Annotated in this window: 16 protein-coding genes; 7 read left to right on the forward strand and 9 right to left on the reverse strand. The window is 31.6% G+C overall.

What is annotated here, in order from left to right; genetic code table 11:
- Nucleotides 1-45: 45 nt before the first annotated feature.
- Complete coding sequence (locus ASE21_RS06745) at nt 46-741, reverse strand: ABC transporter ATP-binding protein (RefSeq protein WP_057121840.1); 696 nt, start codon at nt 739-741, stop codon at nt 46-48.
- A 69-nt stretch (nt 742-810) separates the two neighbouring features.
- Nucleotides 811-2,271 carry a DUF5687 family protein gene (locus ASE21_RS06750; RefSeq protein ID WP_057121841.1) on the reverse strand — a complete coding sequence of 487 codons (1,461 nt, stop codon included), beginning with the start codon at nt 2,269-2,271 and terminating at the stop codon, nt 811-813.
- A 127-nt stretch (nt 2,272-2,398) separates the two neighbouring features.
- Between ASE21_RS06750 and ASE21_RS06755 the strand changes: the two genes are divergently transcribed.
- Nucleotides 2,399-3,451, forward strand: a complete 1,053-nt coding sequence (locus ASE21_RS06755; protein ID WP_057121842.1) for a ferredoxin--NADP reductase — start codon at nt 2,399-2,401, stop codon at nt 3,449-3,451.
- A 245-nt stretch (nt 3,452-3,696) separates the two neighbouring features.
- Nucleotides 3,697-4,095 carry a hypothetical protein gene (locus tag ASE21_RS06760; RefSeq protein ID WP_057121843.1) on the forward strand — a complete coding sequence of 133 codons (399 nt, stop codon included), beginning with the start codon at nt 3,697-3,699 and terminating at the stop codon, nt 4,093-4,095.
- 74 nt (nt 4,096-4,169) lie between these two features.
- Here ASE21_RS06760 and ASE21_RS06765 read toward each other — a convergent pair whose 3' ends face one another.
- Nucleotides 4,170-5,177 (reverse strand): glycosyltransferase family 9 protein, encoded by a 1,008-nt coding sequence (locus ASE21_RS06765; protein WP_057122354.1) that lies wholly within the window; start codon nt 5,175-5,177, stop codon nt 4,170-4,172.
- 43 nt (nt 5,178-5,220) lie between these two features.
- Entirely contained in the window at nt 5,221-5,826 is a 606-nt protein-coding gene (locus tag ASE21_RS06770) for a DUF4254 domain-containing protein (protein ID WP_057121844.1), read from the reverse strand.
- A gap of 111 nt (nt 5,827-5,937) precedes the next feature.
- On the opposite strand from ASE21_RS06770, the gene upp reads away from it, so the two are divergent.
- Complete coding sequence (gene upp / locus ASE21_RS06775; RefSeq protein ID WP_057121845.1) at nt 5,938-6,591, forward strand: uracil phosphoribosyltransferase; 654 nt, start codon at nt 5,938-5,940, stop codon at nt 6,589-6,591.
- On the opposite strand, the gene ASE21_RS06780 is transcribed toward upp, so the two are convergent.
- The gene (locus ASE21_RS06780) at nt 6,586-7,515 is read right to left on the reverse strand and encodes a DUF6427 family protein (RefSeq protein WP_057121846.1); all 930 of its coding nucleotides are present in this window, start codon (nt 7,513-7,515) and stop codon (nt 6,586-6,588) included. The two genes, upp and ASE21_RS06780, sit on opposite strands and share 6 nt — an antisense overlap.
- Nucleotides 7,516-7,651: 136 nt before the next feature.
- Here ASE21_RS06780 and ASE21_RS06785 point away from each other — a divergent pair, with 136 nt between their 5' ends.
- On the forward strand, nt 7,652-7,882 hold the full coding sequence (locus ASE21_RS06785; RefSeq protein ID WP_057121847.1) for a DUF6341 family protein: 231 nt from the start codon (nt 7,652-7,654) through the stop codon (nt 7,880-7,882).
- On the opposite strand, the gene purD is transcribed toward ASE21_RS06785, so the two are convergent.
- Entirely contained in the window at nt 7,874-9,148 is a 1,275-nt protein-coding gene (purD, locus tag ASE21_RS06790) for a phosphoribosylamine--glycine ligase (RefSeq protein ID WP_057121848.1), read from the reverse strand. The genes ASE21_RS06785 and purD overlap by 9 nt on opposite strands.
- 135 nt (nt 9,149-9,283) lie before the next feature.
- Here purD and ASE21_RS06795 point away from each other — a divergent pair, with 135 nt between their 5' ends.
- Complete coding sequence (locus ASE21_RS06795; protein WP_057121849.1) at nt 9,284-10,594, forward strand: phenylacetate--CoA ligase family protein; 1,311 nt, start codon at nt 9,284-9,286, stop codon at nt 10,592-10,594.
- Between the two features lie 42 nt (nt 10,595-10,636).
- Nucleotides 10,637-10,816 carry an ORF6N domain-containing protein gene (locus ASE21_RS22390; RefSeq protein WP_057121850.1) on the forward strand — a complete coding sequence of 60 codons (180 nt, stop codon included), beginning with the start codon at nt 10,637-10,639 and terminating at the stop codon, nt 10,814-10,816.
- 96 nt (nt 10,817-10,912) lie between these two features.
- Here ASE21_RS22390 and ASE21_RS06805 read toward each other — a convergent pair whose 3' ends face one another.
- A complete protein-coding gene (locus ASE21_RS06805) occupies nt 10,913-11,680 on the reverse strand; it encodes a glycosyltransferase family 2 protein (RefSeq protein WP_057121851.1) in 768 nt (255 codons plus the stop codon).
- A 71-nt stretch (nt 11,681-11,751) separates the two neighbouring features.
- Nucleotides 11,752-12,735 (reverse strand): UDP-glucuronic acid decarboxylase family protein, encoded by a 984-nt coding sequence (locus ASE21_RS06810; RefSeq protein ID WP_057121852.1) that lies wholly within the window; start codon nt 12,733-12,735, stop codon nt 11,752-11,754.
- Nucleotides 12,736-12,918: 183 nt separating this feature from the next.
- On the opposite strand from ASE21_RS06810, the gene ASE21_RS06815 reads away from it, so the two are divergent.
- Nucleotides 12,919-13,995, forward strand: a complete 1,077-nt coding sequence (locus ASE21_RS06815) for a glycosyltransferase (protein WP_057121853.1) — start codon at nt 12,919-12,921, stop codon at nt 13,993-13,995.
- On the opposite strand, the gene ASE21_RS06820 is transcribed toward ASE21_RS06815, so the two are convergent.
- The gene (locus tag ASE21_RS06820) at nt 13,972-15,099 is read right to left on the reverse strand and encodes an O-antigen ligase family protein (RefSeq protein ID WP_242410235.1); all 1,128 of its coding nucleotides are present in this window, start codon (nt 15,097-15,099) and stop codon (nt 13,972-13,974) included. The two genes, ASE21_RS06815 and ASE21_RS06820, sit on opposite strands and share 24 nt — an antisense overlap.
- Nucleotides 15,100-15,202: the final 103 nt, after the last annotated feature.

Here is a 15,202-nt window from a genome sequence, read left to right on the forward strand (position 1 = left end):
TATAATGACTGGTAAAAATACGCTTCTTTTTGAATATTAGATAACTTATACCGCAAAAAAAGATTCCAGTTCCTGTAAGGTTTCTTCTGAGGTTTGAATATCTTTTACAATTTCTCCTTTATTGAGTGCAACAATTCTGTCGCAAACCTCAACCGTGTGCTGCAGATCATGACTGGAAACCAAAATTGTTACATTTGGATTATCTGCCAATTCTTTAATAATTTTCTTTAAACGGCTAACCGTAGTTGGATCCAAATTTGCAAAAGGTTCGTCTAAAATTATAACCTCAGGATTTCCAATAAGCGTTGCAATAATGCCCACTTTTTTTTGATTTCCTTTTGATAAATCACGAAGATATTTTTTGTTATTTAAGATTTCGCCATTAAAAAATTCTTCATGTTTTGCCAGTAACGCATCTATATCTGCTTTATTCTGATGGCGTAAATCGCCGATAAAATAAAAATATTCTTCTGGAGTTAGATAGCCTATCAGGAAACTTTCATCTAAAAAAGATCCGGTAAAAGATTTCCAGTTTTCACTTGTATTTACCTGAATGCCATTGTTTTTTATAAATCCGCTAGAAGGCTGAACAAGGTCTAAAAGCAAACTGAAAAAGGTTGTTTTTCCTGCTCCGTTATTTCCAACTAAACCGAAACTCTGTCCTTTTGGAATTTCGAGATTACTGATATTTAAAACTGTTTTTTCGTTGTATTTTTTTGAAAGCTGGTTTACTTGTATCATTTAATTTTAGATTTTGGATTGTTAATTTTAGGATTAATGAATTTTCTAATTATCAGATTCACTCATTAATTAATTCTTTTGTTTATAAGCACTTATCGTACTGTACTTTTCAATTTTATATCTTTTTTCAATTAGAGAAAAAACTTTATCCCTAAAAATAAATCCTAAAACGCCGGCGCCGGCAACTAATACTAAACCGAGAGTTTTGTTATTCAAATAAAGACCAATGGCATAAAGGCCCAAAGGCAGCAAAATTTTTGGAAGAGATAATAAAATAGCACTTACATTAAATGCTTTTTTATCTCCAAAAGCGCCCGCAGCATTACTTAAATCAATTGGTGTTTTAGTAAAAGCCCCGCCCAAAAGAACCAAATGAGAGTTAACCCCAATATTATAAATGGCTCCAACAACAATTGTCAGGTAAATTTCCCATCCAAAAAACAAATAAAAAGAAGCAAGAATTGTCGATAAGAAAGTCGCAATAACAATCAGCCACCATTTTGATGTGATATAACCTCGATACGGAATATTCTGCGTCATCATTAATTGGTAATAAGAACTGTCCCAGCTTGGTACAAATTGTCCGAAAACAAATAGAAATCCGCCCGAAACAAATATTCCTGCAAAAATGTGCATTACGACTGGCTGATGAGAATTTTCAAAAAACAGAAAACCGTAAAATAAAAAGAGAACACTCATAAAAATAGTCGTTTTCGATCTTTTATTTCTTTTAATGAGTTTAATATCATTTTTGAGGAAAGTTCCCAATGTTCCAAATTGATTGAGCCAGGAAAGATTTTCAGTTTCTGCAATATCTTGTTTTACAGAAAGTCCGGCGTCGAGATAAAGATTGTTTTTTAAATATTTAAAGGTAAAAACATACAGCCCGATTAACACCAGAACGGGAATTAAAAATAATCCTTTTAAATTAAAAAGTCCCTGAAAAAATGGAGTCGTAAAAATTGTAACATCAAATAATTTATAATATTGCGCACCTCCTAACAGAAGAATTAATCCAATAAAAACAACAAATAATTTGTCGATATTAGTTAAAATAATATTCAAAAAATTATTGATATATATAAAAGACAACATTCCTAAATTCCAGAAAATAATTCCCGTAATATCATATCCCTCTATCGCTAAAACAACAGAAAACGGAATAAAAAATAAGGCATGAACCCAGTTAAAAAATGATAAAACAGTTTTTCCTAATGAAAAATGAACGATAACAGGTTTTTTAAAAGGTAAAACCAATAAAGGCTTGATATTCAAAACCGGAATAGATTGTAATAAGAGTCTGATTATTAAATCAAAAAGAAAATAATAAATTAAAAATCTGTTAACTGTTGAAAATGGTTCGAGATGCATTTCTTTAAGAAGATAAAATGCCCCAACGCCCATTGCAATAAAAAGCAATGAAAAATACACCATTAAAAAACCTATTATAATTTTCATTGCCAGGTTTTTACCAAATGACGCCGATCTTAAAAAGGCTTTCCATTCCAGATAAATAAACTTTTTAATCATGGTTAAATGTTTTTGATTTTTGTAGTAAGAGATCAAATGTAGGAAAACGTTACAAAAAAAGTTAAAAAAAATATTTTAGTAAGTGTCAATTACTTATGGTTTGCTACTTTTGCAAAAAAAATAAATCATGCCTTCATTCTTAAAACTTATAATTAAAGAGGTAAAACGCGAAACTGCCGATGCTGTTTCGATACTTTTTAATGTTCCAGAAGAACTTAAACAAGACTATAAATTTATAGCCGGACAATACATAAATTTAAAACTAACACTTGATAATCAAGAAATTCGTCGTGCCTATTCTATTTGTTCTGCACCAGACAGCGGTGAGTTGAGAATTGCTGTTAAAGCAGTAAAAAATGGTTTGTTTTCTGAATTTGCCAACACCAAATTAAAAGCTGGAGATGTTCTTGAAGTAGGTCAGCCAGAAGGAAAATTTACTTTTGAACCTGATGCCGAAAGACAAAAAAATTACGCAGCTTTTGTTGCAGGAAGCGGAATTACGCCTGTACTTTCTATCATAAAATCAGTTTTAAAAAATGAGCCAAAAAGTTCATTTGTATTGGTTTACGGAAACAGAACTCCGGAACAGACAATTTTTCAACAGGAATTACATGACTTACAATTGCAATATGTAGGTCGTTTTTTCGTGCATTATATTTACAGTCAGGCGAAAGTTGAAAATGAATTATTTGGAAGAATCGAAAAATCGACAGTAAATTTTGTATTGAATAACAAACATAAAGAACTTGAATTTGATAAATTCTATTTATGTGGTCCTGAAGAAATGATCAATACGGTTTCTAATGTTTTGAAAGAAAAAAACGTAAAAGAATCTGCTATTAAATTTGAACTTTTTACTTCTTCTTCTGACGAAAAAGTAATTCAGGGCTCTCAGGAAGGACATACTAAAATCACGGTTTTAGTTGATGATGAAGAGGTTACATTTGAAATGTCTAAAAAACAAACGATTCTTGATGCAGCTTTAAAACATGGTGTCGATGCTCCGTATTCTTGTCAGGGCGGAATTTGCAGCAGCTGCTTAGGACGTGTTACAGCCGGTTCTGCTGAAATGACAAAAAATTCTATTTTAACAGATGGTGAAATTGCCGAAGGTTTAATTTTAACTTGTCAGGCTCATCCAACTTCAGAAACGATTTATATAGATTACGACGACGTATAATTATTAAAATCCCAAAATTTTTCAAATTCCAAATCTCAATTTTACTATTGGGATTTGGAATTTTTTTTGATTTAGAATCATTTTTGAACAATGCTCGAAAAAGAACTTGAATATTTGGAAATGTTTAAAAAACAAGCTGAAAATTTAGTATATTAGTAGTGTGCTTAGAACTGACAGATATTTTATTTACCAGATCGATTTTGCAGCCAATTTGATTGTCAACACGTTTTTAAAACTTATATATTATGGCAATGCATCACTACCTCCGTCTAACTTTTATATTACTATTTGTAATTACTTCTTGTTTTTGTATTTACTTCATCATTAAAAAAAGAAGAAACAGAAAAGCTCCAAAATTACTTTCAGAAGAAAAGTATAATTCTTTAATGAGTGAGGGAATGAAAGAGATATCAATCACTAATGACAGCTTTTTTAATATTTGGCCGTATGTAAGTGAATTAAAGGCTGCTAAAGTCTTATCGAAAAAAATTAAAGAATCTGAATTGGTGCATAAAGTTTATAGAAATTCAACTGAAGATCGTGAACACATTTTACTCGCTACCGAAAAAGAAAATCACTTCGTAAAAGTTATAGTAGATAAAAACAAGAAAAAAGCCTTGGGATATTTTATTCTGGATTTATAAGAAATTCTAATAATAAAAACTTCCAAATCCTATTGTCAAAGTTGGGATTTGGAAGTTTTTTATTGGAATTTACACTATAATTGTGACTGAATACTATTAACTATTTTCTCAGGTGAAATGGTTCTCATGGCATCTGCATAACCTTCAACTATTTTATTTCCATAAACAGATGTTGGCAGTTTTGGATATTGATTTCGGTCTGAAGTCAATGCGTTTTCTAAGCTTTGGTTGAAAGGTAAAAATCCGGCATAAGGATGTGTAGCGCCCCAAAGCGTTACCACTTTTACGCCAAACATTGCAGCAATATGAGCATTTCCGGAATCCATAGAAAGCATTACATCGAGATTGCTTATGAGTTGTAATTCCTGCTGAAATTTAATTTTTCCTGCCATATTGATTACATTTTCATAAGGCTCTGAAATTGAATCCAGAATTTCGATTTCTTTTTTTCCTCCGCCAAAAAGCAAAATTTTATTTGATGGATTCTCTGCTAATTTTGCAATAACATCTTTCATTAAATCTAACGGATAAACTTTAGAATTGTATTGTGCAAAAGGGGCGATTCCAATTAATTTTGAATTTTCGTTTCCGATAATTTCTAAAATTTCTGTGCTTAATTTAGCTTTTTCAGGAAAAAGAGGATTCGATAAATCTAAAGGAAAACCAAGTTCTTCAAACACTTTTGCATGTCTTTCGAACATGGATGGCAATTGTTTAAAAATCTTATTTTCAGCTCTTGTTAATTCTTTTTTTCCTTCTCTTCCTTTGTCAACAACAGCTCTTTTTTTTCCGCTTAAAGCGAAAAGCAAACTCACAACTTTAGATCGTAAAACATTATGAAGATCTGCAAAAGCATCGATTTTGAGATTTTTTACGTCTTTAAATAAACGCAAAAGCCCAAAGAAACCTTTATGTCTTTCTTTTTCATCAAAAGCAAAAAAATCAAGATTTGGAATTCCGTCAAAGAAAGGTTTGAAAAAAGGACGCGAAATAACGGTCAGTTTTACTGTTGGATATTGTTTTACAAAAGCGCGTAAAACAGGAACCGTCATGGCGACATCTCCCATTGCAGATAGTCTCATGACGGCTATATGTTTAATCTGGCTGTTAGACAACTCTGCCAAATTATTTTTTATTTTGATACAAAACCGGGTTCAAATCATCATCATTGTACATTTTCATTTGTTTGTACACTTTCATGAATTTATCTCCGTTTTCGATATCTGTCAATAATTCTTCGATTGCTGTAGACAAATCTGATCTTTGCTCTAAAAGAATATTTAGTTTTTCCTGACATTTATCTCTGTGTTCTTGTGAAGCTTCTGCACGATTCGCTTCTTCCTGCATATGATAAATTTTTAAAGCTAAAATAGACAATCTGTCAAATGCCCAAGCCGGACTTTCAGAATTGATTTTTGCTCCTTCTTTTGCTTGTACATTGCTGTATTTTTGTAAAAAGTAGCTGTCGATATATTCTACCATATCCGTACGCTCCTGATTTGAAGCGTCGATTCTTCTTTTTAAAGTTAAAGCAGCAACCGGATCAATCTGCGGGTCACGGATAATATCTTCAAAATGCCATTGAACCGTATCAATCCAGTTTTTAAGATATAATAAATGTTCAAATTTATCTTTTGGGTATGGATTGTTTATTGGCTGGTCAACATTATCAAATTGATGATAATCTTTGATGCTTTGCTCGAAAACCGAATATGCTAATTTTGAAAACATGTCTTTATTTTTTTATAGATACAAAGATACTTTTTATACTTTTATGCTGCGAAGAAAAGAAATTATTTTTCGTTTTCTAATTTTTATCCGTTAATAAATCAAAATTTCATCATGAAAATTCATTATATATCTGAAAACAACAGCGTTTTAAATCATTTTCTTGGACAAATCAGAAATGTAAATGTGCAAAACGACAGCATGCGGTTTAGAAGAAATATTGAGCGCATTGGAGAGATTATGGCATATGAATTAAGTAAAACTCTGCCCTATAAAAATGTTGAAATTCAAACGCCGCTTGGCATCAAAAAAACAACTGAAATTGAAACAGATCTCGTTTTGTGTCCCATTTTAAGAGCGGGATTGCCACTTCATAACGGGTTTTTAAATTATTTTGACCATGCAGAAAACAGCTTTGTTTCGGCATGCAGGCATCATCCTAATAATGATGATGAGTTTGAGATTTTAGTTGAATATCAGGCGATTTCAAACTTAAATAACAAAACGGTTTTACTTCTTGACCCAATGCTGGCAACGGGACAATCTATTGTGGCGGTTCATAAAAAACTGATAGAAAATGCTGCTCCGTCAGAATTTCATATTGTAGTAGTTATTGCTGCTCCTGAAGGAATTGCGCATCTGGAGAAAAATCTTCCGGAAAATTGTCATTTATGGGTGGCTTCTTTAGACGAAAAACTAAATGAGAAAAACTACATTGTTCCAGGTCTTGGTGATGCCGGCGATCTTGCTTACGGAAGTAAATTATAACTGCGAGAAAAAAGTAAATAAACTGCACAAAACCAGTATATAAAATACAATTTCGTTATTCAGTTTTTGCTGCATATACTCTACGTGGCTTGCTGCCATAATTGCCAATGGCGCGATACTGAATAAGAGTAAATCATTGCTTTTATCCGGTGAAATAAGGTATACAAAAACAGCAATAAAAAAACAGGCCACCACTTTTTTATAAGAAGTATGCACAATCTGCGGTCTGTTTGACAGCGTTGTTAACATTGAAAAAACAAAGAAAACAACAACGGCTGCATATATTGAAAGTGCGCCATTTTCATAATTGTTTTTAAAATAATCTATTCGAAAATCAATTAAGGCGCGTTCCTCAAAAAATCTCACAGCATCAATATGAAACATTAAAGAAATCATATAGAAGATAATGGCCACTGCAAAAAAAGCTATAAATGGCAAAACCCAGTTTCTATAATCTCTTGAAACGTGAAAAATTATCGAAATAAAAACTAAGATGATAAACAGAATACTCCAAAATTGAAATAAAGAAGCCACAAAAATCCAAAACGATGCATCGAATATTTTTTCTTTGGATGATTTTAAAGATTGCAGTGAAATCAGTCTTCGAAGTGCCAGCAAAATAAAAAAGTTAGCATAAACGACATTGGAATTATTTAATATCGTTGGAAAAAATAACAGAAAAAGTAAATAGAAAAATATCGCGTAACCGTTGTCTTTACTGAGCCCGTTTTTCTTTACAATAAAATTTACCATAAAGAATGAAGCAAAAATAAAGCACAGTAAGCTTACTTTTTGAAATATCGTAAAATAAGAATTTATCCAAGATGTTTCCCGAATTTGAAACATAAAGAAGAAAACCAGTATCAAAATTACAACCAACGAATAATTTAATGGCGTAGATTTTTTAAAAACACTTGTTATCATAAGGATATTTTATACTTTTGTGACTGTAAATATAATACTTGTTTAAAAAGGAAAACCAACAAGTTGAAAAAAGATTCCCTAATTGAATTTTACTTCAACGCGTTAAAACAATAATAACATATAATTTTATAAAATTATGAAAGCTTTTTTTGAAGGAATACAATACTTATTCGTTAACATTTTGTTTGCTCCTCTTGACTTTTTACGCCGTTTGGAATTAGTTACGTGGTTTGGTGCAAACACTATCAACTGGATTTTTATGATTATCTGTTCTGCAGCAATCGTATATTGGATTAAACAATTACGTATTTTTGATGCTGCAGGAACTGAAAACCAAGATACAACGGCTCACTCTTTCTTAAAGTAAGTCGAAGCCGATATCCTTTCTAAAATACATCTTATCAAAATTTAGTTTATCTATGTTTTGGTAAGATTTTTTTATGGCCTGCTGAAAATCATCTCCGTATGATGTCACAGTCAAAACACGTCCTCCATTACTAACGACATTTTCGTTATCTAATTTTGTCCCTGCATGAAAAACTATCGAATCGGTAATATTTTCTAAACCTGTAATTACTTTTCCTTTTTCAAAATCTTCAGGATATCCGCCGGAAACCACCATTACAGTTGTAGCACTCCTTGGATCAATTTCTAAATTAAAATCTCCTAATTTCTGATCTGCAACAGATAAAAACAATTCAACCAAATCAGATTTTAATCTTGGAACCACAACTTCTGTTTCAGGATCACCCATTCTTACGTTGTATTCAATTACAATTGGTTCATTGTTAACATTGATTAAACCAATAAATACGAAGCCTTTATATTCAATTCCGTCTTTTTCAAAACCTTCAATTGTTGGTTTTACAATACGCGTTTCAATTTTTTCCATTAAAACTGTGTCAACATAAGGAACCGGAGAAACGGCTCCCATTCCGCCTGTGTTTAAACCTGTATCGCCTTCGCCAATTCGTTTGTAATCTTTTGCTGTTGGAAGAATTTTATAGCTTTTTCCGTCAGTCAGAACAAAACAGCTTAATTCGATTCCGTCCAAAAATTCTTCAATAACCACTTTTGAACTTGCAGTTCCAAATTTTGCATGAACCAGCATGTTTCGCAATTCTGTCTTAGCTTCTTCAAGATACTGAATAATCAAAACACCTTTTCCTGCTGCCAAACCATCTGCTTTTAAAACAAATGGAGGCTGTAATGTTTCTAAAAATTTACATCCTTCTTCAACTGTTTCGGCAGTAAAACTGTCATAAGCTGCAGTCGGAATATTATGTTTCATCAGGAATTCTTTTGCAAATTCTTTACTTCCTTCTAATTGTGCGCCCAATTTTGACGGACCAATTACCGGAATATGTTTTAAACTTTCATCATTTTTAAAATAATCATAAATACCTTTTACCAATGGATCTTCCGGTCCTACGACTACTAAGCTTATATTTTCTTTAAGTACTAATGCTTTTATTGCTTCAAAATCGGTTGGAGCGATTGCTATATTTTCAGCAATTGCAGCCGTTCCTGCATTTCCTGGTGCAACAAAAAGTTTTTCGCAAAGCGGGCTCTGAATCATTTTCCACGCAAAAGCATGCTCTCTTCCTCCTGATCCCAATAATAAAATTGTCATGGTATAGTTGTATTTATGTTGTGGGTGCAAAAATAATTGCTTTTGAACGTAAAAAATAATTAAATCTTAAAAACTTGCTGATTCTTCGCTGTTAGTAATTGGTAAATATTATTTTTGACGAAAATTATCCTAAAAATGATTCGTCTTTTTGATCTTTCCCTTCAATTAAATGGTTTTCCGATAAAGAAAGCCAAAGCCGAATTGGATAAAATTGTTCATTTTTCTGAAGAAGAATACGCTGCTTTTCTTGAAAGGAAAAAAAAGGAAATTGTTGATTTTCATTTAAAAAATAACTTCTTTTACATGGAATTAGCAGGAAGTTCAAATGCCGTAAATTGGGAAGATCTGCCAATTTTGAACAAACAAAACCTGCAAAAACCACTCGACGAAAGACTTTCAAAAGGGTATTCAAAAAATAACATTTACCTCAACAAAACTTCCGGATCAAGCGGCACTCCTTTTGTTTTTGCTAAAGATAAATATTCGCACGCCTTGACCTGGGCTTCTAATATTATGCGGTTTGGCTGGTTTGGAATTGATTTTAATTATTCGTATCAAGCCCGTTTTTACGGAATCCCAATGAATTTTCCCGGCTATCAAAAAGAACGTTTCAAGGACTTTCTTTCTCATCGTTTTCGGTTTCCGGTTTTTGATTTATCTGATGAAGTTTTAGAAAAATTTCTGATGAAATTCAAATCAAAAAAATTCGATTATATCAATGGTTACACAAGTTCGATTGTTTTATTTGCGAAATTTTTAGAACAGAAAAACATTATTCTAAAAGAAATTTGCCCAGCCTTAAAAGCTTGTTTTGTTACTTCTGAAATGCTTTTTGAAACGGATAAAAAACTATTGGAAAAGCAATTCGGAATTCCCATTATCAGCGAATACGGTGCATCTGAACTCGATTTGATTGCTTTTGAAAATCCTGAAGGCGAATGGCAGGTAAATGCTGAAACACTTTTTGTCGAAATTTTAGATGAAAACAATCGGGTTTTACCTTACGGAAATGAAGGTAAAATTGTAATTACTTCTCTCTTTAATAAAGCAAATCCATTTATAAGATATGAAATTGGCGACATTGGAATTTTGGATGAAAAAAGCACTCCTCAAAAACCCATTCTAAAAAAACTTATTGGAAGAACCAATGATGTTGCGATTCTCCCAAGCGGGAAAAAATCTCCGGGTTTGACGTTTTATTACGTAACCAAAAGTATTATTGAAGATGATGGAAACGTAAAAGAATTTATCATCAAACAAACCAAAATAGACGCTTTTGAAATTGAATATGTTTCTGAAAATGAACTGTCTTTAAACCAAATTCAAAAAATAAAAGAAGCAATTGATTTATACCTTGAGCCAAATTTAAACTTCACTTTTACAAGAAAACTTGTTTTAGAAAGAACCAATCGCGGAAAACTAAAACAGTTTAAATCGTATTTATAAATATAAATAAAAACTTACATTTGTTTTTCTAATTAAAAACTTATGGGCGATTATTCTCTTCTCTCTGAGGAAACAATTTCAGACAAAATATATTTTATTCGCGGACAAAAGGTAATGCTAGATCGTGATTTGGCAATGCTTTATGGGTACAAAAATAATTTTTTAAGGTCACAAATTGCGACCTTAAAACTTGATGTCACAATTTATGACCTCAAGTTTTAATTGAAAAAAACATAGCCCAAGGTTTCAACCTTGGGCTATGTTTGAAAATACATCGATATTCTTCAAGGTCACAAATTGTGGCCTTGAAGAATCAATTTAATTCTTCTTAATATATTTTGGCTTAATCATCAATTGTGTAAACAAAAACCTCAACATCAGCAAAACAGAAAATGCAAAATTATATTCGTGAAATTCTCTATAAACCCCAAAGTTATGTTTGATTAGTTTAAATTTTGAAGAAGAAACAGAATCTTTCCTGATTCTGTAAAAAGCCAAAGGCTCAGGAACTGGTCTGGCAATTTTAATTTGCTTTAAAATCGTAAGCCATATTCTCCAATCCTGACGCTTTTGTGAAGTTTCCAGCATAATTTTTCCGAAAAAATCGGCATCGTAAATGGCTGTCAAATTACCAACATAATTGCAAAAAAACAATTGTCTATACGTTAATGGATTTGGAGATTCAACTCTTCTGTTTAAATTATTCCCTTCTTCATCAATCGAATCGTAAAAACTATACGTAAAATGGAGATTATTTGCTTTTAAAAACTGTATTTGCTTTTCCAGCTTTTCAGGAAACCATAAATCATCAGCATCTAAATAAGCGATGTATTTTCCTGTGGCTTTTTCTAAAGCAGCATTTCTGGCAAAACCATTTCCTCGATTTTTAGGTAATTTAAAAAGCTTTATTCGGTTGTCGTTCTGAGCAAATTCTTCAACTATTGCAACCGTCTTATCTGTCGAATCATCATCAGCCAAAATCATTTCCCAGTTTTTATAACTTTGATTTTGAACAGATTGAATGGTTTCAGTAATGAACTTTTCAGTATTATATGTTGGCACTATAATAGAAACTAAGTCGTTCATTGATGGTATTTGTTTGGTATTTCAATTAAAACAGCCCGGGTTTAATTTAAAATCCGAGCTTTGTAAAACTATTATTTTATATAACTCGAAAAGTCTTTGTGTTCTTCTTTTGAAAGTTCTTCCTGAGATAATGACCTGAAATAATCGTAAGTTATTTTCATTCCTTCCGCACGACTTACTTTTGCTTCCCAGCCTAACAATTCTTTTGCTTTTGTAGTGTCCGGCTGGCGCTGCAGCGGATCGTTTATTGGCAGTGGATGATACACTACTTTTTGATTTGTACCTGTAAGTTTTATGATTTCTTCGGCAAAATCCTTAATCGTGATTTCGTCCGGATTTCCAATATTTACCGGATACACATAATCAGAATGCAGTAATCTGTAAATCCCTTCTACCTGATCGTCTACGTAACAAAAAGAACGTGTCTGCATTCCGTCTCCAAAAATCGTTAAATCTTCGCCGCGAAGTGCCTGACCAATGAATGCCGGGATTACACGTCCGTCGTTTAATCGCATTCTTGGACCGTAAGTATTAAAAATACGAACGATTCTGGTTTCTACTCCGTGAAAAGTATGGTACGCCATTGTGATCGATTCCTGGAAACGCTTCGCTTCGTCATAAACTCCGCGGGGACCAATTGTATTTACGTTTCCGTAATATTCTTCCGTTTGTGGATGAACTAAAGGATCTCCATAAACTTCTGAAGTCGAGGCGATCAAAATCCGGGCTTTTTTAACTCTTGCAAGTCCTAATAAATTATGTGTTCCTAAAGATCCTACTTTTAAAGTCTGAATTGGAATTTTTAAATAATCGATCGGGCTTGCAGGCGATGCAAAATGCAAAATATAATCTAAATCACCGGGAATGTGTACAAACTTAGTAATATCATGATGGTAAAATTCGAAGTTTTCCAGTTTGAATAAATGCTCGATATTTTTAAGATCTCCGGTAATTAAATTATCCATACCGATAACAAAATATCCTTCTTTGATAAATCTGTCACATAAATGTGATCCTAAAAATCCCGCTGCTCCGGTTATAAGTATTCTTTTCATGATAGTTTTATAGATTGTAATTTTTTGATCAAAATAATGATATCAAAAAACGATGCACAAATGTAATAAATAATCTCGCCTTTCAAATTAGATATAAAACCATATGATAAAAGAAGTTTTAAGATTTCAACTTACATTTGAAGCTAATTTATCTATTTTTGTCTTTAAATTAAATCCACTACTTTGAAAGTTGTACATGTTATTGAAGCTCTTGGCGGAGGCGTTTATACTTATTTTAGAGATTTATCAACCTATTTTGGAGATAAAGAAATTGCTAAAGAAGTTGAGACTACAATCATTTACAGCGGCAATCGAAAAGAAATTAATCCACATAAGATAAAATCTGAATTTTCTAATGGAGTAAATTTGATCCAGCTTAATATGGTTCGGGAGTTTTCTCCAATTAAAGATTTAAAATCTGTTTACAAACTTACAAAAGAGCTTAAAAAAATAAATCCGGATGTCATTCATCTTCATTCTTCTAAAGCAGGAGTATTAGGAAGAATTGCCTATTTTTTCTTATTCAAAAAAAAGAAACTTTATTATACGCCGCATGGATATTCATTTTTAAGAAAAGATATTTCAAAACCTGTAAGGAAAATTTATTGGCTAATAGAGAAGAGCTTTCAAAAACTATTTGGAGGAACGACCGTTGCCTGTGGAGATACCGAATTTGAAATCGCAAAACAGATTGGTAAATCAAAATTGGTTAGAAATGGCATTAATATCGAAGCTGTTCACAAGCAATTTCAACCACATGAAAATGAAAAAATAACGATTGGTGTAATGGGAAGAATTACTTGCCAAAAAAATCCTGAACTTTTTAATCAAATAGCTTTAAAGTTTCCCGATTTTAATTTTATCTGGATTGGCGACGGTGAATTAAGACCTGTTCTTGCTTCGCCAAATATTAAAATTACAGGTTGGATTTTAGACCGAACAACAGTTTTAAATGAACTCAGTAATATTGATATTTACATGCAGCTCTCTCTTTGGGAAGGCTTGCCAATTGCTGTTCTAGAAGCAATGACATTACAAAAACCTGTAATTGCAACCAATATAATTGGGAATAAAGATACTGTTTTACATAACAAAACAGGATTTCTTTTTAATGATATTAGCGAATTAGAACATTATTTAGAAATTTTAAAAGATCCTGCTGTGCGAGTAATTTTTGGAGAAAATGCATATATGAGATGCGATGAATTATTTGATAAAGACAAAAACTTTAAAGAATTATTGTCTATTTATAACCAATAGTTTCTGCTGCATCCAATAACTTCCAAAAATGGAAAACCAAAATCCGCTAAAAGCAATTCCATCAAAACGCAATAAAAAATCATCTACAAGATTTGAAGTAAAGAAAATTAAAAAAAAGGAAAGGATAATACCATTCTTTAAATCATAACCTAAATATCCAATTGCAAAAATATATAACACAACTACAATCGGGCCCAAAATTCCAAATTTTAATAAAAAATCCAGAAACTGATTGTGTGTTGGAAATTCATATTTTGCCAAAAACTTCTGATTTGTTACTGCATAATATTTATTCAATTCCGGTTTTCCATCTGAAGCACCAACTCCAAAAGGCAGATTTTTAACAGATAATTCCCAAGCCGATTTCCAAATCGAAAGTCTGGTAACTAATGAATTAAAAACTTTAACTTCCGGATGATCAATTTCATCTAATTTTCCCACTTTATCCATATAAGAAAAACTTACTGTTGAATATTTTTCTTTCATATAGGGATCTTTTTGAATGAATAAAAAAAGAATTCCAAACAGTACAACTAAAATTGGTGTTGTTATTAAAAACAGTTTTTTTACATTGAATTTTGATTTTATTTCTAAAAATAAAATGATCAAATAGCCAATAAAAATATTCCCTAAAGCCATTCTGGTATTGACGAAAAGAACAAAGAAAAAAGAAAAAAGAAATACAATAATCCAGAAAATTTTAGTTTTTAAATTTTCTTTCTCCCGAAAATTATTAAACATAAAATAAAAGGCTGAAACAGAAACAAAAGCCAAATGCATATTTAATGCCGGAGCATGAATTCCAAAACTATTTGAAAATTGATAACCCATTTCCCATAAATGAATACCATTGAGGTATTTAGACATTAATTCGGGAAATAAAACATTAAATCTGATGAATAAAAAAAATAGTATTAATGTTGTTGCGAAAACATAAATCCTGACAAGTTTTAAAAATTTTACACGTTGAAAATTTCCAATAATAAATAGCGGAAATACCAACAGCGAAGTGCTTTTTTCAAGTGCTTTTAATCCTTTTGAAAAAGAATCATTATTCCAAAACATTAATAGTTCTAATAATAATGGCGAGGCAACACAAGCCATTAAAATTAATGACGTTTTTGAATATTTTAATTTTCTGTAAAAGATTAAATTAAAGACTGCAAATAATATTATGAGCAATGAACATGGTTTTCTAAAAATCATT

It is taken from the genome of Flavobacterium sp. Root901 (assembly GCF_001429765.1).
GTDB lineage: Bacteria > Bacteroidota > Bacteroidia > Flavobacteriales > Flavobacteriaceae > Flavobacterium.

What these genes read in the sequence shown, in the direction of transcription:
- ASE21_RS06770 (WP_057121844.1), bottom strand. Translation starts at nt 5,826, where the DNA reads ATGTTTTCAAAATTAGCATATTCGGTTTTCGAGCAAAGCATCAAAGAT.
- ASE21_RS06780 (WP_057121846.1), bottom strand. Translation starts at nt 7,515, where the DNA reads ATGATAACAAGTGTTTTTAAAAAATCTACGCCATTAAATTATTCGTTG.
- ASE21_RS06750 (WP_057121841.1), bottom strand. Translation starts at nt 2,271, where the DNA reads ATGATTAAAAAGTTTATTTATCTGGAATGGAAAGCCTTTTTAAGATCG.
- ASE21_RS06785 (WP_057121847.1), top strand. Translation starts at nt 7,652, where the DNA reads ATGAAAGCTTTTTTTGAAGGAATACAATACTTATTCGTTAACATTTTG.
- ASE21_RS06755 (WP_057121842.1), top strand. Translation starts at nt 2,399, where the DNA reads ATGCCTTCATTCTTAAAACTTATAATTAAAGAGGTAAAACGCGAAACT.
- ASE21_RS06745 (WP_057121840.1), bottom strand. Translation starts at nt 741, where the DNA reads ATGATACAAGTAAACCAGCTTTCAAAAAAATACAACGAAAAAACAGTT.
- upp (WP_057121845.1), top strand. Translation starts at nt 5,938, where the DNA reads ATGAAAATTCATTATATATCTGAAAACAACAGCGTTTTAAATCATTTT.
- ASE21_RS06760 (WP_057121843.1), top strand. Translation starts at nt 3,697, where the DNA reads ATGGCAATGCATCACTACCTCCGTCTAACTTTTATATTACTATTTGTA.
- ASE21_RS22390 (WP_057121850.1), top strand. Translation starts at nt 10,637, where the DNA reads ATGGGCGATTATTCTCTTCTCTCTGAGGAAACAATTTCAGACAAAATA.
- ASE21_RS06810 (WP_057121852.1), bottom strand. Translation starts at nt 12,735, where the DNA reads ATGAAAAGAATACTTATAACCGGAGCAGCGGGATTTTTAGGATCACAT.
- ASE21_RS06805 (WP_057121851.1), bottom strand. Translation starts at nt 11,680, where the DNA reads ATGAACGACTTAGTTTCTATTATAGTGCCAACATATAATACTGAAAAG.
- ASE21_RS06820 (WP_242410235.1), bottom strand. Translation starts at nt 15,099, where the DNA reads ATGGCTTGTGTTGCCTCGCCATTATTATTAGAACTATTAATGTTTTGG.
- ASE21_RS06795 (WP_057121849.1), top strand. Translation starts at nt 9,284, where the DNA reads ATGATTCGTCTTTTTGATCTTTCCCTTCAATTAAATGGTTTTCCGATA.
- purD (WP_057121848.1), bottom strand. Translation starts at nt 9,148, where the DNA reads ATGACAATTTTATTATTGGGATCAGGAGGAAGAGAGCATGCTTTTGCG.
- ASE21_RS06765 (WP_057122354.1), bottom strand. Translation starts at nt 5,177, where the DNA reads ATGAGACTATCTGCAATGGGAGATGTCGCCATGACGGTTCCTGTTTTA.